The sequence below is a fragment of the Acinetobacter lwoffii genome, from assembly GCF_024129715.1.
GTDB classification, from domain to species: Bacteria; Pseudomonadota; Gammaproteobacteria; order Pseudomonadales; family Moraxellaceae; genus Acinetobacter; species Acinetobacter lwoffii_U.
Genome location: NZ_JAMXXM010000029.1, coordinates 1 through 22604, shown reverse-complemented (window position 1 = coordinate 22604; position 22604 = coordinate 1). Strand labels below are relative to the sequence as shown.

General features: G+C 39.0%; 21 protein-coding genes and 5 pseudogenes. 15 read left to right on the top strand and 11 right to left on the bottom strand.

Annotated elements, in window-relative coordinates:
- The first annotated feature begins 662 nt into the window (after window positions 1-662).
- The 5 genes and pseudogenes from mqo to NI462_RS15225 form a co-directional block, all read left to right on the top strand.
- Window positions 663-2297 (top strand): malate dehydrogenase (quinone), encoded by a 1635-nt coding sequence (gene mqo, locus NI462_RS13365; RefSeq protein ID WP_004733172.1) that lies wholly within the window; start codon window positions 663-665, stop codon window positions 2295-2297.
- A 72-nt stretch (window positions 2298-2369) separates the two neighbouring features.
- The gene (locus NI462_RS13360; protein ID WP_253160995.1) at window positions 2370-3644 is read left to right on the top strand and encodes an MFS transporter; all 1275 of its coding nucleotides are present in this window, start codon (window positions 2370-2372) and stop codon (window positions 3642-3644) included.
- Between the two features lie 56 nt (window positions 3645-3700).
- Complete coding sequence (locus NI462_RS13355) at window positions 3701-4186, top strand: hypothetical protein (RefSeq protein WP_004733174.1); 486 nt, start codon at window positions 3701-3703, stop codon at window positions 4184-4186.
- A 353-nt stretch (window positions 4187-4539) separates the two neighbouring features.
- Window positions 4540-4868, top strand: a pseudogene (locus NI462_RS13350) (transposase); the annotation flags it as partial.
- A pseudogene (locus NI462_RS15225) lies at window positions 4865-5014 on the top strand (PPC domain-containing protein); the annotation flags it as partial. The pseudogenes NI462_RS13350 and NI462_RS15225, both read left to right, overlap by 4 nt.
- Window positions 5015-5529: 515 nt before the next feature.
- Here NI462_RS15225 and NI462_RS13345 read toward each other — a convergent pair.
- The gene (locus tag NI462_RS13345; protein ID WP_004281825.1) at window positions 5530-6168 is read right to left on the bottom strand and encodes a glutathione S-transferase family protein; all 639 of its coding nucleotides are present in this window, start codon (window positions 6166-6168) and stop codon (window positions 5530-5532) included.
- Between the two features lie 16 nt (window positions 6169-6184).
- Entirely contained in the window at window positions 6185-7204 is a 1020-nt protein-coding gene (gene curA / locus NI462_RS13340; RefSeq protein WP_004733175.1) for an NADPH-dependent curcumin/dihydrocurcumin reductase, read from the bottom strand.
- Window positions 7205-7347: 143 nt separating this feature from the next.
- On the opposite strand from curA, the gene NI462_RS13335 reads away from it, so the two are divergent.
- Together NI462_RS13335 and NI462_RS13330 are read left to right on the top strand one after the other, a co-directional pair.
- A complete protein-coding gene (locus NI462_RS13335; protein WP_004733176.1) occupies window positions 7348-7956 on the top strand; it encodes a TetR/AcrR family transcriptional regulator in 609 nt (202 codons plus the stop codon).
- 106 nt (window positions 7957-8062) lie between these two features.
- Window positions 8063-8293: a hypothetical protein gene (locus NI462_RS13330; protein ID WP_001087973.1), complete on the top strand. Its 231-nt coding sequence runs from the start codon at window positions 8063-8065 to the stop codon at window positions 8291-8293.
- 83 nt (window positions 8294-8376) lie between these two features.
- Here NI462_RS13330 and NI462_RS13325 read toward each other — a convergent pair whose 3' ends face one another.
- The 3 genes from NI462_RS13325 to NI462_RS13315 form a co-directional block, all read right to left on the bottom strand.
- Entirely contained in the window at window positions 8377-9504 is a 1128-nt protein-coding gene (locus NI462_RS13325) for an alkene reductase (protein ID WP_253160993.1), read from the bottom strand.
- Window positions 9505-9707: 203 nt separating this feature from the next.
- Complete coding sequence (locus tag NI462_RS13320) at window positions 9708-10385, bottom strand: type 1 glutamine amidotransferase domain-containing protein (RefSeq protein WP_247144243.1); 678 nt, start codon at window positions 10383-10385, stop codon at window positions 9708-9710.
- A gap of 75 nt (window positions 10386-10460) precedes the next feature.
- A complete protein-coding gene (locus NI462_RS13315; protein ID WP_004733178.1) occupies window positions 10461-11618 on the bottom strand; it encodes an iron-containing alcohol dehydrogenase in 1158 nt (385 codons plus the stop codon).
- 184 nt (window positions 11619-11802) lie between these two features.
- Here NI462_RS13315 and NI462_RS15220 point away from each other — a divergent pair.
- Window positions 11803-12132: pseudogene (locus NI462_RS15220) on the top strand (IS3 family transposase); the annotation flags it as partial.
- Window positions 12133-12217: 85 nt separating this feature from the next.
- On the opposite strand, the gene NI462_RS13305 reads toward NI462_RS15220, so the two are convergent.
- From NI462_RS13305 to NI462_RS13290, 4 genes are all read right to left on the bottom strand, one after another.
- A complete protein-coding gene (locus NI462_RS13305) occupies window positions 12218-12520 on the bottom strand; it encodes a putative quinol monooxygenase (protein ID WP_000920558.1) in 303 nt (100 codons plus the stop codon).
- A 332-nt stretch (window positions 12521-12852) separates the two neighbouring features.
- Complete coding sequence (gene fghA, locus NI462_RS13300) at window positions 12853-13683, bottom strand: S-formylglutathione hydrolase (protein ID WP_058952258.1); 831 nt, start codon at window positions 13681-13683, stop codon at window positions 12853-12855.
- Between the two features lie 228 nt (window positions 13684-13911).
- Window positions 13912-15024, bottom strand: a complete 1113-nt coding sequence (locus NI462_RS13295) for an S-(hydroxymethyl)glutathione dehydrogenase/class III alcohol dehydrogenase (protein WP_005105874.1) — start codon at window positions 15022-15024, stop codon at window positions 13912-13914.
- A 21-nt stretch (window positions 15025-15045) separates the two neighbouring features.
- Window positions 15046-15321: a metal/formaldehyde-sensitive transcriptional repressor gene (locus NI462_RS13290; protein WP_001133624.1), complete on the bottom strand. Its 276-nt coding sequence runs from the start codon at window positions 15319-15321 to the stop codon at window positions 15046-15048.
- 470 nt (window positions 15322-15791) lie between these two features.
- Here NI462_RS13290 and NI462_RS13285 point away from each other — a divergent pair, with 470 nt between their 5' ends.
- Both NI462_RS13285 and NI462_RS13280 read left to right on the top strand, forming a co-directional pair.
- Entirely contained in the window at window positions 15792-16787 is a 996-nt protein-coding gene (locus NI462_RS13285) for a zinc-dependent alcohol dehydrogenase family protein (RefSeq protein WP_253160991.1), read from the top strand.
- Entirely contained in the window at window positions 16777-17793 is a 1017-nt protein-coding gene (locus tag NI462_RS13280; RefSeq protein WP_005105870.1) for a zinc-dependent alcohol dehydrogenase family protein, read from the top strand. Before NI462_RS13285 ends, NI462_RS13280 begins: the two co-directional genes overlap by 11 nt.
- Before the next feature lie 14 nt (window positions 17794-17807).
- On the opposite strand, the gene NI462_RS13275 is transcribed toward NI462_RS13280, so the two are convergent.
- A complete protein-coding gene (locus NI462_RS13275) occupies window positions 17808-18707 on the bottom strand; it encodes a LysR family transcriptional regulator (protein WP_253160989.1) in 900 nt (299 codons plus the stop codon).
- Between the two features lie 135 nt (window positions 18708-18842).
- On the opposite strand from NI462_RS13275, the gene NI462_RS13270 reads away from it, so the two are divergent.
- The 5 genes and pseudogenes from NI462_RS13270 to NI462_RS13250 form a co-directional block, all read left to right on the top strand.
- A complete protein-coding gene (locus NI462_RS13270; RefSeq protein ID WP_253160987.1) occupies window positions 18843-19583 on the top strand; it encodes an SDR family oxidoreductase in 741 nt (246 codons plus the stop codon).
- A gap of 74 nt (window positions 19584-19657) precedes the next feature.
- Entirely contained in the window at window positions 19658-20656 is a 999-nt protein-coding gene (locus NI462_RS13265) for a zinc-binding alcohol dehydrogenase family protein (RefSeq protein ID WP_253160985.1), read from the top strand.
- Window positions 20657-20675: 19 nt separating this feature from the next.
- Window positions 20676-20960, top strand: coding sequence for a putative quinol monooxygenase (locus NI462_RS13260; protein ID WP_171265313.1), 285 nt, complete (start codon window positions 20676-20678; stop codon window positions 20958-20960).
- 175 nt (window positions 20961-21135) lie between these two features.
- A pseudogene (locus NI462_RS13255) lies at window positions 21136-21306 on the top strand (IS3 family transposase); the annotation flags it as partial.
- Window positions 21304-21399: pseudogene (locus NI462_RS13250) on the top strand (plasmid replication DNA-binding protein); the annotation flags it as partial. The pseudogenes NI462_RS13255 and NI462_RS13250, both read left to right, overlap by 3 nt.
- A 185-nt stretch (window positions 21400-21584) precedes the next feature.
- Here the strand turns inward: NI462_RS13250 and NI462_RS13245 are convergent.
- Window positions 21585-22454, bottom strand: a complete 870-nt coding sequence (locus NI462_RS13245; RefSeq protein ID WP_228284875.1) for an ankyrin repeat domain-containing protein — start codon at window positions 22452-22454, stop codon at window positions 21585-21587.
- Between the last annotated feature and the right edge of the window lie 150 nt (window positions 22455-22604).

The window sequence follows — 22604 nt, the reverse complement described above, 5'->3', positions numbered from 1 at the left end:
GTAGTCAATCAATAATTGAACCGCTCTATCTCTGATTTCAGGGGGTATATTTTACTTTTTTCATCGGAACACTACGCTTCGCTACGTCGTGCGAAGCAATGCTTCTCATCTCAGGAAAGTTGGTCTCCAACAAACCCGGTACGGTTCACAATGAGGTTCATGCACGTGTAGCAGTCCTTAACAGATTTACAGAATTAGGTCGACCACTTACCCAAGTTACGCCTTAAATTTGGCTCAATTAGGGGCGCTTTGCCTTTCAAATATTTGTGCAATAAAGCCGTTGGAAAGTAACCTTGAAACAAGTTATAAGCTTCTTTTTAATAAATTACTGAGTATTTGTATAAATATTCAACATCTGATTTTTTTTAAACCAGATATTGAATTAAAATAAAAACCAATAAACAAGAACAAACATCATTGGTATTTATATTTTAATTATGTTCATTTACAATAAAAATTACTAAGTCAATACATATTTAGTCTAAAATATCCATCAATCAAAAATGTGTGATAGCTTCGAACGTTAATCTTTGTATACTTGTAATTTTGAGTATTACTTCAATTCTCTAAGCTAATTCTTTACAAGTGTTCCTATCACCATAATTGTTATTCTTGTCTTCGCTATAAAGCGATCCAAACCTGCCCTCCATGGTCATAATCGCATGAACAAATTTTTAAAATACCTATTGGTATTCATCGTTCTGCTTATTATTGCAGCACTAATCTTTTTATTTAGACCTATCGCGTCTAAGAAAATTCAAAACACCAGCAATGAGCCTGTCGTTGACGCAGTCTTAGTTGGTGGTGGCATCATGAGTGCAACCCTAGGCACATATCTTAGTGAACTTGAGCCAAACTGGCAAATTCGTATGTATGAACGCCTAGACAACGTTGCCCAAGAAAGCTCAAACGGCTTCAACAATGCTGGCACAGGCCACTCTGGCTTTATGGAAATGAACTATACCTCTGAAAAAGATGGAAAAATGGACATTTCTAAAGCTGTGAACGTTGCGGAACAATTTGAAGTTGCAAAACAGTTCTGGTCTTATCAAGTCAAAGAAGGCGTTTTGGGTCAACCAAATAGCTTTATCAACCCTGTACCGCACATTGCCTTCGTTTGGGGCGATAACGTGAATTTCCTAGAAAAACGTTACGCTGCAATGGTTAAAAACCCAATGTTTTATGGCATGAAATTCTCTGAGAATCCTGCTGAAATTAAACAATGGGCACCATTGGTGATGAATGGCCGTGATGCTGCACAAAAAGTAGCTGCAACACGCATGGATGTAGGTTCGGATGTGAACTATGGTTCGATCACCACTCAATTGGTCGATCACCTTAAAAAACAATCTAATTTCCAGTTACAAACATCGACTGAAGTGACTGGCATTAGCCAAAACGATGATAAAACGTGGACTGTTGCATTTAAAAACCTCACTACAGGAAAAACAGATCATGTGAAAACGCGCTTTGTCTTTATTGGTGCAGGCGGTGCAGCGGTTAAACTTTTACAAATGACAGGCTTACCAGAAGCGAAGCAATATGCTGGCTTCCCTGTAGGTGGCGTGTTCTTAATGACCGACAACCCAAAAGTCACTGAAGGCCATACTGCAAAAGTTTATGGTCGTGCTGAATTAGGCGCACCGCCAATGTCTGTTCCACATATTGATACACGTTATATCGACGGTAAAAAATATGTGTTGTTTGGTCCATTTGCAACTTATTCAAACAAGTTCTTAAAACAAGGTTCTCAGCTTGATTTATTGAAATCAACCACTAAAAACAACGTTTTACCAATGACCGCTGTGGGTATGGAAAATCTTGATTTGGTGAAATACTTAGTTAGCCAAGTCATGATGACCGATGAAGACCGTTTTAATGAGTTGAAAAAATACTATCCTGATGCAAAACCAGAGGACTGGCGCATGAATCAAGGTGGTCAACGTGTTCAAATCATTAAGAAAGAACCAGGCAAACCTGCAAGCTTGCAATTTGGTACCGAGATTTTTGCATCACAAGATGGTGCTGTGACTGCCCTATTAGGTGCGTCTCCTGGTGCTTCAACTTCCCCTTATATTATGTTGAGCTTGCTTGAAAAAGCATTCCCTCAGCAAGTAGCAGGTAAATGGAATCCGAAATTACATGAAATTGTAAAATCGTACCAACAAGAACTCAGCACTAATCCTGTGCTTCTTGACCAAGTTCGCCAATACACCAGCACAACCCTTGGTTTGAAATATACACCTATGGCTAAAGCTGCAAATGACGAAACTATTGCGGTAGCAAAAGCACAGTAATCTGCTTTAAACCCTAAAAAGGATGGACTTTGCGCCATCCTTTTTTAATTCATATTTGAAACTATTCTGTGTATGTCGCTTTTCCATTCCGATGCTTTTTTGGCTTTTCATTCACGTGATTTTTCACTTCTGAGTGTCAATCAGTTGTGCTTAATTCTAACCATCATGATTCAAGAAGTCGTCATTGCTTATAGTATCTATCAACTCACTCAAAATCCACTCAGCCTTGGCATGATTGCCTTAATTGAGTTACTCCCCTTTATTTGCCTCTCCCTGATCAGTGGCGACTGGGCTGATCGCTATAACCGACAAAAAATTGTGCAGTGGAGTTTTAGCTGTAGCACTTTAATTCCATTATTATTTATTATTCTTTTTTCTCAGTACCAACAACAGCACATTCAACAAAATACACTTTTATGCGGCATTTATAGCCTCATCTTTTGCTTAGGCATACTTAGAGGCATCTACAGCCCATCATTTAATTCATTACGCCCTTTTCTAACCCCCGAGTCAGCCTATAGCAATGCAGCCACATGGACCGCGCTCATTTGGCAAATAGGCGGCATTTTAGCGCCTTTATGCGCAGGACTTTTACTCGGCCAACTTGGGCTTGAAAAAACCCTCTTTATTGTTTTTTTCTTGTGTTGCGTGGGTAGCATCTGCTTATTCGGATTAAGTCCTCGTCAATTCCCTAGCCCCCATAAACAGCATTTAAGCAAAAGTTTGAAAGAAGCCTATTTGTTTATTTTTAAACATCCACTAATGTTTTGGAGTATGTTGCTGGATCTCAGCGCCATGCTTTTTTGTAGTGTCATTATCTTACTGCCTATTTTTGCACACGATATCCTGCATCTTGGTGTTGAAGGCTTAGGTATACTCAGAGCTGCACCAGCTATTGGCGCCTGTATCATGATGTTGATGTTGACCTGTTATTCTCCGATGCAAAATGCATGGAGAAATATGCTCTATAGTAGTTTTGCAATTGCTTTGTGTACTTTAGCCTTTGCACTATCCTCCCATGTTTGGCTCTCAGTCTTCTTCCTTGTTTTAATCGGTGCCTTTGATAGCATCAGCATGGTCATTCGACAAACTTTATTACAGCAACTCCCCCCAAAAGCACTATTAGGGCGTGTAGCGGCTTTAAATGGCATATTAGTCACTTCAGGCAATCAGCTCGGTGCCCTACACATGAGCCTGATGACGCGCTATTTTTCTGTGGTGCCAGCAGTACTTATTGGAGGGTCGCTGTGTTTAATAATCTGTGGTCTAAGCTTTACTCGTACGCGACATTTATTCAAGCCATCTCCAACACTAAAAAAACATGCCACAGTGGCAAAAAGTGAATAGCATGTTAAGCTTCAAATCTTCTTTTAATATGATGTGAGTTTTCAATAGAGCAAATTATGAAACAGATTTTCCCCTTTTCACATATTCTCTATACCAAACTCTATTCTTTCGTACTATCAGTGTTGTTGGCTTATTGCCTATTCAATGCAATTTATACGTTCATTATTGGTGGAACTGGTTTTTATTTATTTGCAACTTTTATTTTAGCTTTTCAATGTAATTTCGCGTTACGCACTTCTCTCCATGACCGTATTTACACCAGTTTAGGGATAGTTTTGCTTATTATTGGGTTATTGTATACACATGGAATTCACTTTCTAAACCATTTAAAAACAATTGTATTGGTTCCTGCTTTAATTTTAACTGCCTTTGGAATAGATAATTTATATAGAAAGCCAAATAGACTTAGTTGTCTTAAAGTTGGACTGATCCTCGGCCTATTGCTATTAGCTTATATTCAATATTATGATTTAGTAGAACTGCAAAATTATTATGACTCTTTACATAATGATGAGACTTGGCAGCAATTTGGCGCATTATAACAGCTAGCACAAAAAAATTTGGTGGGTGAAAAATTTACAATCCTAATTCTGATTTATCATGTTATTACATAGGAAAACTGCCTTTAAAAGACGGGTCTTGCTAGTCTAGAATTGCAGACGAAAGGGAATAAAATGCCTGTATATCCGATTCTAGAAATTGATCATTTTCAGCATCATAAACAAAAGATTTTTCTTCTAATAAGTATTGGCCATCTTGCTCACTAAGAAAATTTTAAAGTTATTTGCTTGATCAGGGAAAATTTGTTCTCCGTCAAAAAAAGATCATAACAATCTCGAACGGCTTTGTTGCGCAAAGCTGTTCTTAAGGACTTTTTCAGCAATATAATTTTCAAATGAAGAAGCATACACATAAAATTTACCGCACAACCAATTGGTTCGCATATAACCGAGCACGCATTCATCGCGGAAATATTGCCATTTGGTTTGATCCAGCTACGCAATGGTATGCCCCATCAAAAGGCAAACAAGGGCGAAATCAAACCTACTCCGACGCAGCCATCCAATGCTGCTTAATGATTAAATCCTTATTCCGTCTGTCTTTACGTATGGTCACTGGCTTTATGCAAAGTCTGATTAAACTTTGCGGCTGAGCAGCCCCGAATATCAGTGATATTCGTACAGTACGCTTTGTAGAAGACAAAAGCATATTGATATTGCAATCTTGGAGAATATTCTCCAGAGCTTGATAATAATGGTATTTATATTTTACCTGCTTCAGGTGAGTATGAAATTAGAGTATTACAACCTAGATCACAGGCAAGAAAAGATAAAAAACCTCAATACTGGATGAGTATTAACATTAAATAAAAGACCTCTTGCGAAAGTATCGTTTTACCTAATTTTTGAATTGGCTAAAACCTTATTAAATGTAGCTTTATGCTGTTTAAATTCTGACTAACGCAAGAAGTCTAAAGACTTGCTAGATTCTTTTAAGCTTTTATACAAGGGTTCAAAAACTATTGCCAGTTAAGCGGGGCGTGATTTTTACGCAGATGTGTTTATGTTAGTAAAATGATATAGATTACTTGTTTAATACCCTGAGGAATAATTTAATCTTGCTGTGCGTTTGTCACTTTTCTTTCAAAAGTTGATTATATCTTTCAACGTAACCGTCGTGATATTCAAGCCCTTTTGATAGGAATTTGCAGTGAAAGAATAGGCGAAACTTATCTTAAATAATGGTAATTCCTTATCTTTAAAATAGAGAACGCCCGATGAAATTCATTAGGCGTTTACTTTAAATAAGTGTCAGCTTATTTTATAACCAGATGTACTTGTCAATCATGATTCTTTTTCTCAATTGCCTTAAAAAAACAATCTTGCTATTTTTGACTTTTCACACCATTTTGTTCAATTTGTACTGCGGCTTGCCAGCTAGGTAGTTGGCTTAAACCTGCTACGTAACGTTGGATATGGGGATAATTTTCACCTTGTCCCATATGATAAACTAAAGCATGTAGTCCAAAGCCCATCATGAAGTCAGCACCGGTTAAACGGTCTGCCACTAGAAATTCTTTATCTTTTAAATATTCATTTAAATGGCCAAATACTTTATCGAACTCAACTTGAGTATAATTTTCTAGAAATACCAACTTCGTGCCCTGCTTGGTTTCTATCGTATTAAACGTTTTTAACAAAAATGGCAGCATGGCAGAGCTTTCTGAGAAATGAATCCACTGTAGATAATCGACATAGGTAGATTCATCCATATCTGGTGCTAAATGCGGCGCAAGTTTCTGAATTAATAACTCAACGATTGCGCCTGACTCTGCAATAACTTTGCCATCCCATTCCAATACTGGAGATTTCCCTAAAGGGTGAATGGTTTTTAAAGAGTCAGGGGCCAAATGCGTGCTTGAGTCACGATAATAGCGTTTCAGCTCATAGGGCTGCTTGATTTCTTCAAGTAACCACAAAATACGAAAAGAACGTGATTGATCTAAATGATGTAGTGTGATCATGATAATTCCTATTTTTTTAAATTTTTACAACCACTTTGCCAAAGTTTTCGCCTTTCAACATACCATTGAAAGCATTGATCGTGTTATCTAAACCTTGCACCATATGCTCTTTATATTTGATTTTTCCGTCTTTCAACCATTCAGACATTTGCTGATAGAATTCCGGATACTGACTGCCATAATCATCAAAAATAATAAAGCCTTGCATGCGAATACGCTTTTTTAAAAGGGTGGAAATAAAGCCCGGTAAACGGTCTGGCCCTTGTGCTTGCTCGGTAGCGTTATACTGGGAAACCACACCACACACCGGTACACGTGCCGCAGAGTTAAGCAATGGCCATACCGCATCAAACACTTTACCCCCGACATTCTCATAATAAATATCAATACCGTTGGGAGCTGCTTGTTGTAATTGTTCTGCAAAATTTTCATCATGATGATTGATACAAGCATCGAAGCCGAGTTCTTCTACTGCATAACGGCATTTTTCAGGCCCACCTGCGACGCCAACCACGCGACAACCTTTAAGTTTGCCAATTTGTCCAACCGTAGCACCAACAGGTCCCGTTGCAGCTGCAACGACTAATGTTTCACCGGCTTTAGGCTGACCAATGTCCAACAACCCCATATAAGCAGTAAATCCTGGCATTCCCAAAATACCCAATGCCCAAGATGGATGTTCAGGTTGCATACCTAAGCTTTGACAGGCAGACCCATTAGAAATTGCGTAGCCCTGCCAGCCATTTCCGGAAAGAACCCACTCGCCTTCTTTGAATTTTGGGTTTTTAGAGGCCACCACTTGACTGACTGTTCCACCGACCATCACTTCGCCAATTTCAACCGGTGCTGCATATGAAGGAGCATCGCTCATGCGACCACGCATATAAGGATCGAGTGACAAGTAAATGGTTTTTAACAATATCTCGCCTTGTTTAAGTTCATTGAGCTCAACTTGTTCAATACGAAAATCGCTGTGTTTTGGCTCACCCACTGGCCGTTTAGCTAAAACGATGCGTTGATTAATAACTGTTTTCACACATATAACTCCATGTTTTATTTAAAAGTATTTTTCTTCACAATCAAAAACTGTGATTAAAATTTCTTTACATCCATTGTAGATGAGTTATAATAAAAAACAATACGACTGGTCTATTTTTTACAATAGAGTAAATAATTAATATGAAGCCTACTCCTATTAAAAAGTCTGAAGCGAAGCGCTTACACATTCTTAACACCAGTTCAGACCTGATTTTGCATAAAGGTTTTACTGGCGTAGGATTACAGGAAATTTTACAGAGCTGTGAAATCCCTAAAGGCTCGTTTTATCATTATTTCCAATCTAAGGAAGCTTTCGGATGTGAATTGGTACAGCATTATGTAGACAATTACCAAGTCCGTTTAAATGATGTATGGCGTTGTGATAAATCCCCTTATCAAAAGCTGATTGAGTATTTTAATTTATGGATAGAAGATCCTGAAACACAGTGTGGTTGGGCGGATAGCTGTTTAATTGTGAAACTTGCCGCAGAAGTTGCCGATCTATCTGAAGATATGCGCTCGATTATGTCCGCTGGCGTTGATGATGTAATCCAACGTATTGCTGGTTTAATTGATTTGGGAAAACAGGATCAGTCTATCCAAGCAGATACCGAGGCCTCTACTTTGGCACAAGTACTTTACCAAATGTGGTTAGGTGCAGCATTACTGAGTAAGTTGCAAAAAGATAAAACACCATTACATCAAGCTCTGAGAGCAACTAAATTTCTATTAAAAAGTGAAGATTCATAAAAATTAAATATCAACTACATAATTAATAATTCATGATAGCAGTCCAATGATTACCTATTATTGTGTTGCTATTAGATCAATTTACAATCCATGAGTATAGCGCACAATGAATTCTCCTTCTAAAGCCCTCATGACTCGTATTTTAGTTGGTTATTTAGGCTTATATCCCACACTATTACTGGTTCTCACTTTATTAAAGCCAATTACACAGCATCAAAGTTTCCCGATGATGGTGTTGATTGAAGTCATAGTATTAGTGCCAGTAACGCAACTGATTTCTTTCCCACTGGCAGGTTGGCTCATTACACAGCTAAAAAATTTTAAGAATTTGTTTTAAGAAGAATTTATGCTGGCAACAGCAATCCTAAGTCCTTATTTTGCCAACCACAAAGGTTGGCAAAATAACTTACTTAGTCGATATTAATCTGCGTAAGCTGGATAATCAATATAGCCTTTTTCCGTCCCACCATACATACTGCTTGCATCTACTGCATTCAATGGCCAGACATTGGCGATGCGATCGGGTAAATCTGGATTCGCAATAAATGGGCGTCCAAATGCAATTAAATCGGCCAGTCCTGCCTCTAAAATTCGAGTCCCTCTTTCTGCCGTATATCGACCTGCATATATAATCCGACCACTGAAAGTGTCTCTGACATCTCTACGAAAATCATGAGGAAGTTCTGGTGCATTATCCCAATCAGCTTCTGCAATCGATAAATAGGCAATCCCAACTTCTTCAAGTATCTTTATGGCCTCAATATAAGTCACATGTGGATCATCTTCAACTAAACCCATGTAGACACGATCTTCCTCTGTACTTTCAAATAAGGGGGCAAAACGCACTCCTAAACGATCTGCACCAACTACCTCAGCAACTGCCTCTACTACTTCACGTAAAAAACGCAAACGATTGTTTAGTGATCCACCATATTCATCTTCACGGTGGTTACTATGTGCAGAGATAAATTGATTCACCAAATAACCATTTGCACAATGAATTTCAACTCCATCAAAACCAGCAGCCAAGGCATTACGCGCTGCTTGAGCATAGAGTTGCACTAATTCTTTAACTTCTGCATTGCTTAAAGCACGTGGCATAGAAGGATCAGCCAAGGCCCCCGCATTGGGCCCGGTCTCAATAAAGACTTTAACATTACTATCAGCCCCAATAGCCGAAGGTGCGACTGGTGATGCATGATTGGGTTGCAAAGATGTATGTGAAACACGCCCAACATGCCAAAGTTGTGCAAAAATAATGCTTCCTTTAGCATGCACTGCTTCCGTCACTTTACGCCATCCAGCAATCTGTTCAGGGCTGTAAATACCGGGAGTCCAAGCATAGCCTTGACCACGTGGCTCGATTTGCGTACCTTCGGTGACCATAAATCCTGCCCCAGCACGCTGTTGATAATAGGTTGCCATTAATTCATTTGGAATATTCCCTGGCTGAGTACTGCGCGACCGCGTTAATGGTGGCAATACAATACGGTTTTGCAAAACATAAGGGCCTAAGTTTAAGTTTTGAAAAAGTTTGCTGGCTTTCATTTCATTGTATCCAAATCATCATGACTAAATTGATCTAAATTAAAAAAATACCCTTCCTTCCTGTATATAGAAAATTAAAGGAAGGAAAGCTATTCACTCAGGCCCTTCACCATTAAGGGAGGGTTATTTTGCTTATTGCGTCAGTTGCTCAGCGTCAGAAGTTTTATTCACTGCTAAGCACCACAACAGACACTGGCTACTCTTTATTTCAACAATTGAAGTAATGCTGAGGCAGTTGCAGCAGAAGATGCTGGATTTTGTCCAGTAACCAGCAAGCCATCTACTTGAACATGTACTTGCCAATCATCCACTTTAGAATAATGACCACCGTTTTCTTTAAGCATGTCTTCGACTAAAAATGGTACAATTTCAGTCAAACCTACAGCAGCCTCCTCAGTATTGGTAAAACCAGTCACTAATTTACCGCTAACTAAAGGTGCTCCATTACTTGCTTTCACATGACGAAGAACACCTGGGGCATGACACACTGCTGCAACAGGTTTGCCAGACTGAATCGCCTGTTCAATCAGAGAAATTGAAATCGGATCTTCTGCTAAATCCCACAATGGGCCATGCCCGCCTGGATAAAACACTGCATCATAATCAGCTACAGAAATTTCGCTAAGTTTATGCGTCTGTGTTAATGCTTGCATTGCAGTTGGATCTGCTTCAAAACGATGAGTGGTTTCAGTTTGAGCATCGGCTAAATTACTTTTCGGATCTAGTGGTGGCTGCCCACCTTGAGGCGACGCCAGCGTAACTTCAGCACCAGAGTCAATAAAGGTGTAATACGGTGCAGCAAGTTCCTCTAGCCAGAAACCTGTTTTCTTACCAGTATTGCCAAGTTGATCATGTGAGGTTAAAACGATTAAAATTTTCATGTTATTTCTCCGATAATTTTCATGATTGAGGAGCATTGTTACAGGGTCAGAGCATGCCATATACGCGCATTTAGCTTAGATGCTCATCTCGAGAATTTGGCGACTGATCTCTAATGAAACATTTTTATGTTCGCCTAGCTGTGTAAGATTATGTGATTTAAGTTGCGTAATGATGATCTCAATATCTGTCTCCCCCAGTCCATAATCGCTAAGACGAGTCGGCAATCCAAGTTGCTCAAAGAAGGCTCGAGTACGAGCAATAGCAGTATCAATACGTTGTTCTTCATCACCTTCGACAATCTGCCAGACTCGAGCTGCATACTGTAGTAATTTTTCTCGCTTCTCTTGACGACGCACTTGTAGATTGGCCGGCAACACAATGGCCAAGGTACGAGCATGATCAATACCATGTAAAGCCGTGAGCTCATGCCCAATCAAATGGGTTGACCAATCTTGTGGTACACCAGCTCCAATCAGCCCATTCAGTGCCATGCTAGCAGCCCACATCAAATTCGCACGCGTGTCATAATCTGCTGAATCTTCCAAGATTTTCGGTCCAATCTCAATCAAAGTTTGCAATAGACCTTCGGCAAAACGATCTTGTACTTGTGCATTCACAGGGTAAGTTAAGTACTGTTCCATGACATGAATAAATGCATCAACCACGCCATTTGCTAACTGGCGCGTCGGCAAGCTAAAAGTTTTATTCGGATCCAGTACGGAAAATTGCGGAAAAACATAGGGGCTGCTAAATGACAATTTGGCTTGGGTCGATTTTCTGGTTACTACCCCACCGCTATTCATTTCTGAACCAGTTGCCGGAAGGGTGAGTACACTCGCAAAAGGCAAAGCTTGAGTAATTTTAGTACCATGGGTTTCTAAAATCTCCCATGTATCCCCTGTATAATTGACTGCTGCTGCAATAAATTTAGTACCATCAATTACCGATCCACCACCGACAGCCATCAAGAAATCAATCTTTTGCTCTCGAATCAGCTCTACAGCTTTCATGAGGGTTTCGTAACTCGGATTCGGCTCAATTCCGCCAAATTCATGAATTTCTCTTGCACCTAATGCTTCACGCACTTCAGCTAAAGTACCATTCTTACGTGCACTTTCACCACCAAACAACATTAATACTTTTGCTTCTGTAGGTACATAGTCATTGATTTTAGCTATTGTATCGCCACCAAAAATAATGCGGGTCGGATTATAAAAGTTAAAATTCAGCATATTTTTATCCTAGGATGATCAACTAATTGATTTGAAAAACCACCGTTATTCATCAAATAAACTTTAAAAAAATTGGACAACACTGCGGCTTTTGACTGCACCATGTGCTAACTATACATAAAAATAGACCAGTCGTCTATTTTTATAAAAATTATTTCAGCTTGGCGACTTTAGTGATGGTTAAACACATTCAGGCTTGTTCTATAACACTTTTATTATTGATGTATTTTCACGAGCGATTGTTGTATGGAAGGTATCAACATGTATGACTACTGACATGGTCGTGAACGCATTGGCTAAAACAGTGAATGACTCATACAAAATAACGATGATTAAATATTTTAAAAGCAGATTGGCACGGTTTAGCAGATGTACAAATGCGACAGTAAATTAGATAGATTGGTTCAATATAAAGCATGTACATAGCTGCATTCGTTTATTTACCCTGTTTTGGATATTGACCCATGTAAATGATGAGATTAAGCCATTAAATAAAGTAGCCCAACTTGAATAAAAAGCCTCTGACAAACCTCACAGGGTTGAAGTGCTGCCTTTCATTCAAAATTTCAGGCAGCACATTTATACATTTAAGCGTCGGTTTAAGCTGGTAGTTTACTCGCCAAAACATCTACTTTTTCAATAGACGGTGGCTCTGAAAATAGCTCTTCGGCCTGAGCCATCAACGCAGCTGCAACCTTGCCAGATAAATGTGCTTGGCGACCCGCCTCATCAGGAAATGCATCAAAAATACCAAATGTTGTAGGTCCAAGACGTAAGCCAAACCACGCAACTGTCGCAGGTTCTTCCATTACAATAGGTAAACCGGCTTTAAGGAAAGCTTCCACTTCGTCTTCTTTACCCGGTTTAGCTTCAAGACGGACATATAAAGCTGTTTTAAGCATGACTAAAACTCCACAATTGATTAGAATTTAAACTGATTCTGTCATTGCTAATGTATGCATGTCAGAAAGTTTTGTTGTATAAAAGTTAAAAAACATCCCATAGCTGAGCCAAAATTTAGGTTTTTATTTCGACATAATGCTATGAATTTATTCAAGTTAATATCATTAACATTTGAATCAAAAAATCAAGATATGAGATGATTAAATTCAATCTTAGTTATATAAGGATCAATTGACTCTACCTTAGATTTATAAGCTGACCTCTTCATCTGGAAGTTATATTGCTCAAGAAGCATTCAAGAACAACATGCACATCTTCATATCTATGAAAGTTATTTAGCTAGGAATTTGCTGTGAAACTCTATATGTTTCTCTATAAAGCTCGCAATGAAGTAATAGCTATGGTCATACCCTTCTCTTAGGTTAAGTGTAAGAGGATATTCTTGTTCCAAACAAATATCACTAAGAAGCTTAGGTCTTAACTGTTCTTCAAGAAAATCATCAGCTGTTCCCTGATCGACTAAAATAGGTAAATGAACTTCATCGTTTTTGATTAATTCAATCGCATCATAGCTTTTCCATAAAGTTTCGGTTTCACCTAGGTAGTGTGTAAAAGCCTTTTTCCCCCAAGGTACTTGGCTAGGTGCAACAATTGGTGCAAAAGCAGAAATACTTTTATACAGCTCAGGGTTTTTTAAACCAATTACTAATGCACCATGACCACCCATGCTATGCCCCATAATGCTTTGGACTTGGTTGGTCGGAAAATTCAGGTCAATCAGATTTCTGAGCTCTTCCACAATATAATCATACATTTTGAAATGCTGTGACCAGGGTGCTTGTGTTGCATTCACATAGAATCCTGCGCCTTGGCCTAAATCATAATCTGCATGATCTGGTACATCCTCTCCACGTGGGCTGGTATCTGGTGCAACAATAATGACTTTATGTTCAGCCGCATACTTTTGTGCTCCGGCTTTAGTAATAAAGTTCTGTTCGTTGCAAGTCAGTCCTGATAACCAATATAAAACTGGCAACTTCTCATCTTTGTCATGAGGTGGCAGATATATTGAGAATTTCATTGAACAGTTTAATGCTATTGACTGATGGCGATACACTTCTTGCGATCCACCAAAAGAAGCATGTTTCTCAATTATTTCCATAATCAATTACCTATGTTGAGCAAGACTTCATGAGAAATCGAGTAAACAAAGAGTCTGACATTCTCCACAGAGAATACTGATAAAGATTTAAAATGTAGGCAGGTTTGTTGAACCTATACATGATGGATACATAGATAGATCTGTTTTACAGATGATGTGCCGTTTTAGAGGATTCCATGCATGTCAATCATGATTCACATGCATGGAAAAGTATAAGGTCTGACGGAATTATTCGTAATGAATTACAGTACGAATTGACTTACCTTCATGCATTAGATCAAAGGCTTCATTGATCTGATCCAAGCCCATGGTGTGTGTCACAAATGGTTCTAATTGAATTTTACCTTTCATGGCATCTTCAACCATTCCTGGAAGTTGCGTACGACCTTTTACCCCACCAAAGGCAGAACCTAACCATCTACGACCAGTAACCAGTTGGAATGGACGGGTAGAGATTTCTTGACCTGCGCCAGCTACACCAATAATTACGGATTGTCCCCAGCCACGGTGTGCACTTTCAAGGGCTGCACGCATCACATTCACGTTACCAATACACTCAAATGAATGATCTACACCCCAGCCAGTCATTTCGACAATGACTTGCTGGATTGGTTTATCGTAATCTTTAGGGTTCAAGAAGTCCGTTGCACCAAACTCTTTTGCCAGCGCAAATTTATCTGGATTCATGTCAACCACAATAATACGTCCTGCTTTAGCTTGACGTGCGGCTTGTACGACTGCCAAACCAATACCACCTAAACCAAAGACCGCAACACTATCACCTTCTTGTACTTTAGCCGTGTTGTGTACTGCACCGATACCCGTTGTGACACCACAACCCAGTAAGCAGACATGTTCGTGATTGGCTTCAGGATTGATTTTAGCCAATGATACTTCTGCCACTACAGTGTATTCACTGAACGTTGAGCAGCCCATATAGTGGTAAATCGGTTGACCATTGTAGGAAAAACGAGTGGTACCATCTGGCATTACGCCTCTACCTTGAGTTTCGCGAACAGAAATACACAAGTTCGATTTTCCAGATTTACAGAATACGCACTCGCCACATTCAGCAGTGTAAAGTGGAATAACATGATCACCTGGTTTGACGCTAGTCACGCCTTCACCAACCTCAACTACAACACCAGCACCTTCATGCCCGAGAATAGCCGGAAAAACACCTTCAGGATCATCGCCAGATAAAGTAAATGCGTCTGTATGACACACACCGGTATGGGAGATCTTGATTAATACTTCACCTTTCTTCGGTGGTGCAACATCAACTTCAACAATTTGAAGAGGTTGACCAGGACCAAACGCAACGGCAGCACGTGACTTCATGGAATAATTCCTTATACAGATCTATTTTAAATATGATTTTAGAATCTTGGCGATTTCAGCCAATTCTTCTTTTCGTTGTTGTTCTGTGGTTTCACCTGATACTAATGTGTCCTTTAAATGAACCTCCAACATTTCATTCATCAAACCATTAATAGCACCACGCACAGAGCATATTTGTTGCAGAATTGCACCACATTCCACATTGTCTTCTAACGCTTTTTCAATCGCTTGCGTCTGACCTTTGATCTTTCTGACGCGTAGAAGAATCTTTTTTTTGTCTTCAACCTGATTAGGCATCAGACCTCCTTATTAGTTAGCATTAATACTATACTACCCCATAGTATAAAAAAAGCAATATTTTTTATAAATCGAAAATCAAAAAGCTCTTTAGCGAAAATTTTCTATCCCTGTTTTTTAGTTTTTTTTTAAATTAACATCATAGAGCTTATGCGAAAGTCACAAAAAAAATGGGACTTTTAGCTCCCATTTTTATTTTGGCTCATGTTCTTTGTAATGCTGGGACCTTTTAGAATTATGTTTCCAACTTTTAGCCACTTTGTAGATATTTTGAACGTTTCAAGCCTTGAAAATACTACCAACAGTTTAGGTTAAACCGCCTTTACAGACTGTACTAGAATATTTTTAATGAGCGTATGATATTTATTATTCACTATTTAGGAATTATTAAATCCTATAAATATCATTTATTGGATTAATTTACTTTGGTACTGTGCATATCATCCCCCAGTTAAGAATAAGGAACAACTATGAATAAGATGATGAATGCTCTTATCCTAGAAAATTTTGGTGATCATAAATTTACACGTACAGAACTCCCTATACCTCAACCAGAGGCTGGGCAAGTTCTAGTACGTGTTCATGCTAGTGGTGTAAACCCTATTGATTATAAAATTCGTCTTGGTGAAGCACCATATGCTATGCCAGAGCTTCCTGCCGTGTTGGGAACAGATATGGCTGGGGTTGTAACTGCTGTTGGTGAAGGTGTCACCGACTTCAACGTCGGGGATGAAGTTTACGGTCTGATTGGTGGCGTTCGTGGTCTTCAAGGATCTTTAGCAGAATATGTTGTCGTAGATGCTGATCTGATCGCATTAAAGCCACGGAATATCTCTATGCGCGAGGCAGCAGTACTACCATTGACGTTCCTCACCGCTTGGGAAGGTTTAGTGGATAACGCGAAGGTCCAACCAGGGCAAACTGTACTGGTTCAGGGTGGTGCTGGTGGCGTTGGTTATATGGTTGTTCAGCTTGCAAAATCACTTGATGCAAATGTTTGGGCGACTGGTCGTACAGCTGATCAATCACTGATTTCAGAACTCGGTGCAACACCTCTCGATTACACAACAGCATCTTCCGATGACATTATTGCTGCAAGCCCTGAGGGTCAAGGTTTTAACATTGTTTACGACACTGTGGGTGGTCCAGTACTCGAAGCTTCACTTTCCATGACAACTCACTATGGCCACATTACCAGCTGTGCTGCATTTGGTAATCATAATTTAGCGAGTTCATCTCTACGGTGTGCCACAGTGTCTGGCGTATTCGTCCTAATGCCGATGTTAACAGGCAATCGCCGTGCTCATCATGGTGATATCCTTAAGATCGCGACTCGTCTTGTTGAGGAAGGTAAACTGCGTCCTATTGTTGATCCTCGTCATTTTACTCTAGACCAAGCGATTGAGGCTCATGATGCTGTTCAAGATCGCTCTGCCAATATTAAGGTCGTGATTGATGTCATTTAACGCACTTCAGGCCAAGACTTGGCGCTTCAATAGTATTGGAGATACAGACGTTCTGACATTAGAAACACTTCCTGTTGCTTTACCAGCCGCAGGAGAAGTTCTAATCCAGATGAAAACGATCGGACTCAACCGGGCTGATGTAATGTTTCGGCGTGGTACTTATATTCAAAAGGCAGTATTTCCTTCTCGTCTGGGATATGAGGGAGCAGGCATAGTTCTTGCGATAGGTGAAGGTGTACGCCAATTTTCTCCAGGAGATGCAGTATCGATTCTTCCGACTGACAATCTAGCCAAATATGGGACATATGCGGACAAGCTCCTGATTCCAGAAACTTTTTTAGTTCACAAACCCGATAGTTTAAGCTGGGAAGAAGCTTCTTCAATCTGGATGCAGTATTTGACGGCTTGGGGTGGTGTAATCCATGCTGGTGGAGTTTCGAAAGGAAAAACGATCTTGATCACAGCAGCTTCAAGTAGCGTAGGACTAGCTGCGATACAGATAGCTGAAGCAGCGGGAGCTAAGGTCATTGCAAGTACACAGACGATAGAGAAAAAGCAACGTTTACTGGATCTCGGTGTTAAAAATGTTATAGCCACTGAAGATGAACCAGATTTGTATGAGGCGCTTGTATTACGTTTAGGTGGAGAACATCTTGATGTCGCCTTCGATGCTGTAGGAGGGCCTCATATTGAACAGATTGCAAAAGCGATGTCTGTAGGAGGAACGATGGTTATGCATGGTGCACTTAGCCCTGAGATCACACCATTTCCGCTTAAAGTTGCATTACGCAAGAGCTTAACCATGCGAGGTTTTTTGTTCCTTGAGGTTCTGCATGACCCTGTTCTAAGGGAGCAAGCCAGACGATTTATTCTTAGCAGTATAGGTGCAGGATATCTTCGTCCAGTGATCGACCGTTGCTTTAACTTTGAGGACATGCATGACGCTCAGCGCTATCTTGAATCAAATCAGCAAATAGGAAAAATTGTAGTTACTCTAGATACGTGATGGTCTTATCTGATTCAGGTTTCTATACGGCCCAGCACTTCCGCTAAGTAATCAAACAATGCTCGGATTCGCAAAGGTGTCGGGCCCCGCTGTGGACGATATAAATACAGGCGCCAAACGGGAGAGGTTTCCTCATGAAGTATCTGAATGAGCTTACCACTCTTAAGCCACGGCAAAACTAGAAATCCAGGCATGTGTCCGAATCCAACTCCAGCGAGAATAGCTTGAAATTCAGCTTCTAGATCATCTGTAATAAAACAAGGCTTTGATGGCGTGAAGCTTCGACTTTCGGTGAATGTCCATGGCCAGTAACGCCCTGTTTTATGATCGAATAGTGCTGTTAGAGGGTATTTATCAAGGTCAATAATTTTTTTGGGCATTCCAACCTTATCAATTAACTCTGGCGTACCCACAGAATAAAAGTTCACTTTAGCCAATTCCCTTGCCACATATCGATTGTCCGGCAAAAATCCAAATCTGATCCCGATATCTATCCGCTCATCGATCACATCCGAGTGTGAATCTGTTAATACACAATCCACGACAATATCTGGATAACGTGTGGCAAATTCTGCTAGTGCAGGTACTACCAATTTACGCCCTAACACAGACGACACAGTAAGACGGACAGTCCCACGCATTTCATCTCGTTTTTCCTTGGTGTCTTTTACAAACAAAGCATCGATCGATCCCACCGCAAAACGTGCTTGCTTTGCCAGACGCTCACCATCAGCGGTAATTTTAATTTGTCGAGTACTCCTGTAAAACAGAATCTCTCCACGCTGCTCTTCTAGCTCCTTTACTGCCCGTGTCACTAGCTGCGGAGAAATACCGAGCTGAGTTGCTGCCTCTTTAAAATTTCGAGACTCTGCTGCGACACAAAAGATACGCATCATTTCCAATTTGTTCTGCATGTCCAATCCTGTGTTATGGTAATTATTCCGTAAATAGGAATTCTGAAAGATAATATTATTCATTTATTATACCTAACAAGGCTGTAATACTTAATCCATCAAATATGATTGACAGATAGGTTGTAGGTTACTTGTATGAATAATATAGAAAATAAAGTTATTGTTATCACAGGTGCAAGTAGTGGTTTAGGTGAAGCTACTGCTCGCTTACTTGCTAAAAAAGGTGCAAAGGTTGTACTTGGTGCTAGACGTACTGAAAAATTAGAGGCTATTGTTCACGACATTCGTGCTGAAGGTGGTCAAGCTGAATTTATTGGTATGGATATAACCAAACCACATGAAGTACAAGCACTTATTGAAAAGGCATTAAGCGCATTTGGTCAAATCGATGTATTGGTAAACAATGCTGGATTAATGTCTATTGCACCATTAAGTGAGCTAAAAGTTGATGAATGGGATCGTATGATCGACATTAATATTAAAGGTGTTCTTTATGGTATAGCAGCTACCCTACCTGTTTTCCAAAAACAAAACTTTGGACACTTTATTAATCTCGCATCTGTTGCAGGGATAAAAGTATTTAGTCCAGGAGGTACTGTTTATAGCGGTACTAAGTTTGCTGTAAGAGCCATCTCTGAAGGCCTTCGTCATGAGGTTGGGGGAACAATTAGAACGACTACTATTGAGCCTGGTGCAGTTGAGTCAGAACTAAAATTTGGTTCTTCTCATAAAGAAAGTTCAGAGTTTGTTACTGATTTCTACAGACAAGCCATACCAGCTGACTCAGTCGCTCGAGCAATTGCTTATGCAATTGAACAGCCTGCGGATGTAGATATTAATGAAATTGTTTTGCGCCCAACGAGCCAAGAGTTTTAATTATTGAATAACATAAAATGGGAGCACTTCGCTTCCATTTTTACTCTATTTTTTTTAAAGTTGTGGACAAATCTATGAAAGCCGTATCGTATGTTATAAATAATCATGATGATTTTAAAAATTCATTGGTAGATATTGAAAAAGCGAAGCCTACACTTAAGGAGCGTGATGTACTGGTAAAAGTTCAGGCAATCTCTGTGAATCCAGTTGATACCAAAGTGAGAAAAAATTCGTCTGAAGCAAATAATCGTATTTTAGGTTGGGATGCCGTTGGGGAAATTATCGAAGTTGGCCCAAAAGTTACCTCGTTTAAAGTAGGAGAGTCTGTTTGGTATGCTGGCGATTTAACCCGAGATGGTAGTAATGCTGAGTTTCAAGCAGTCGATGAACGAATTATCAGTCTTAAACCAATTACAGTATCTAATGCAGAAGCAGCAGCATTGCCATTAACTGCTATCACGGCATGGGAAATGCTGTTTGATCGGTTTCAAATTTCAGAAACAGATGTTGGCAGTATTCTGATTATTGGTGGTGCAGGCGGTGTAGGATCAATTGCTATCCAACTCCTAAAAGCAAAAACAAATCTGACCGTTATAGCAACAGCTTCACGTGAAGAAACGAAATCTTGGGTGGAATCACTTGGTGCCGACCATGTCATTGATCATAGCAAAGATTTAAATGCACAAATCGAGACACTAGGCATTGCAAAACCAAAATACGTATTCTCTACAAATCATACAGAAACATATATCCAGCAAATAGTTTCTCTGATTGCACCACAAGGCAAGCTTGGATTGATCGATGATCCACAAACATTTGATATTATGCCGTTTAAGACTAAATCTATTTCTATCCATTGGGAGTTAATGTTCACTCGTTCAATGTATGAAACCGATGATATTGAAAAGCAAGGTAATCTATTGCAACAGGTTGCCCAATTAGTTGACCAGCAAAAAATTAGAAGTACCCTCAACCAAAATCTAAGCAAAATTAACGCTGCAAACTTGGAGAAGGCGCATAAGTTGCTTGAATCAGGCAAGTCAAAAGGCAAAATTGTACTAGAAAACTTCTAAACAAATTAAAGGTGAAATAATGACTATTTCAATAATTGCGAACTTTAAGGCAAAGTCAGATCAAAAAGAGACGTTAGAAGCGCTTTTAAAAAGTGTAATAGAGCCTACACTTAACGAAGAAGGATGCTTGAAATATGAGCTTTATATTAGCGAAAATGACTCGAGTAGATATTTTTTCTTAGAAGAATGGCGTAGCAGGGAGGATTTAGATATCCATATAGCGTCTGATTATATTCAAAGTTTATTTGATAATATCCAATCGCTCATTGAATCAAGTGATATTGTAGAAATCAAAAAAATATAGCTGTATTCGGACGTTATGATGAAGTATTCTTCAAATTAACATAGGGACTTAGAAAGCTAACAAAAAATGGGAGCTCTAAACTCCTATTTTTTCTGATTTTTTAATAGTAACCTAGGATTCAACAAATTATGCCCCTAAGGGGAGCCACCCATACCCTGCATTTTGACAATAATGTCATCGTTTAGAGGCAGCAAATTTAAGAGCATCAGTCGGTACGACTGGTGATTCATATGATATTGCTTTGGCTGAAACAGTGAATGGCTTATACAAAACAGAGGTGATTGAATATTTAAAAGCAGATTGGCAAAGTTTAGCAGATGTACAACTTGCGACACTAAACTGGGTAATCGAGAATAAGCGAATTCCTATTCCTGAACACGTAGAGCCTGAACCGGAAAAAAGAGGCTTTTGGAGCCGATTCTTTAAGCCGTATGGCTGATTTGATTGTTCACTTGGGCTTATTAAAGCCGTGAAACATTGCTCACTTACTAAGCGTGAAACATGGAAAAACATAAAAAAAGCCCACCTTGGGGAAGATGGGCTATAAAATAGGAACTACAGGATTGATTTATAAGCGGAATTATAACGCATTTCGTATAAGGTGTATTATGTATTTTAGAAAACCTAATTAAATGTTTCTAGGTAGTTCATTAATTCAGTTTTTGCTTGCTTCTGTGCTCTTTCAAATGCTGTTTCCTTGTATTTGTTTTTATGTTTCATATCTATTCCATATTCAGCTAAGAACTGTAATCCGTATAAATTATTATAATCTACGAAAACATGTGGCATTTGGAAAACTGGATCTTTACCGAGAGGATCACAACCTAAATCTATCAGTAATTTATAAATTTCAGTATTCTGATTGAGTCCAGCAATAGCTAAGCCCTTTTGTGTCACTGTCTTAATAAAATATTCTTTAAAATGCTCAAAAAAATAAAAGACCATTTCATCTGAATATCTAAATGCCAATTCAAGTGGTGTATAGGCAAATGATTTTTTCTTTGGGTCTGCACCAAGTTCTAATAACTTCTTAGCTAAATCAGTATTATTTTTTTCAATGCTCAATCCTAAAGGAGTTCCTACACCTTTAAGACCTCTATTTAACTCACCTTTACTTATTTTTTTTGATAATAAAAAATCTATCTGATCTATTAAATTAACATGGCAAGCATATACAAGCGTTTTCTTGATTTTTTCTTGTGAAAGACTCTCTTCTAATTGAGCTTGTCGTTCTGTATCAAATGGTGTTACCTCATAAGTTTGATATAGAATTAACTCCATCGCATCATCCCAAAATAATTCAGGATTGTAATCAGTATGATGTATTACTTTTTTATCAATAGAATAATAACTGTAAATTCCATTATCTAATTCATCACTATCCATAAGATCATGTATTTTTTGAAATATATCTTCAGTATTGCCTAAGTTTATGAATCCTTTTTCATGTATTTCATAAACAGTGGCATATCTTAAGTGAATAGTTTTATTCATCACAAAGAAAAAATCTTGAGTAAGCTTTAAGCTATCTATTTTTCTTAAAATTGTATCTATTGAACCGTACCGGGTTTGTCGGAGACTTTTTTATTTAAGTTAGGCCACCTGACCTAACGGGTTAATCTTATCATAGTACATTGCTTCAAA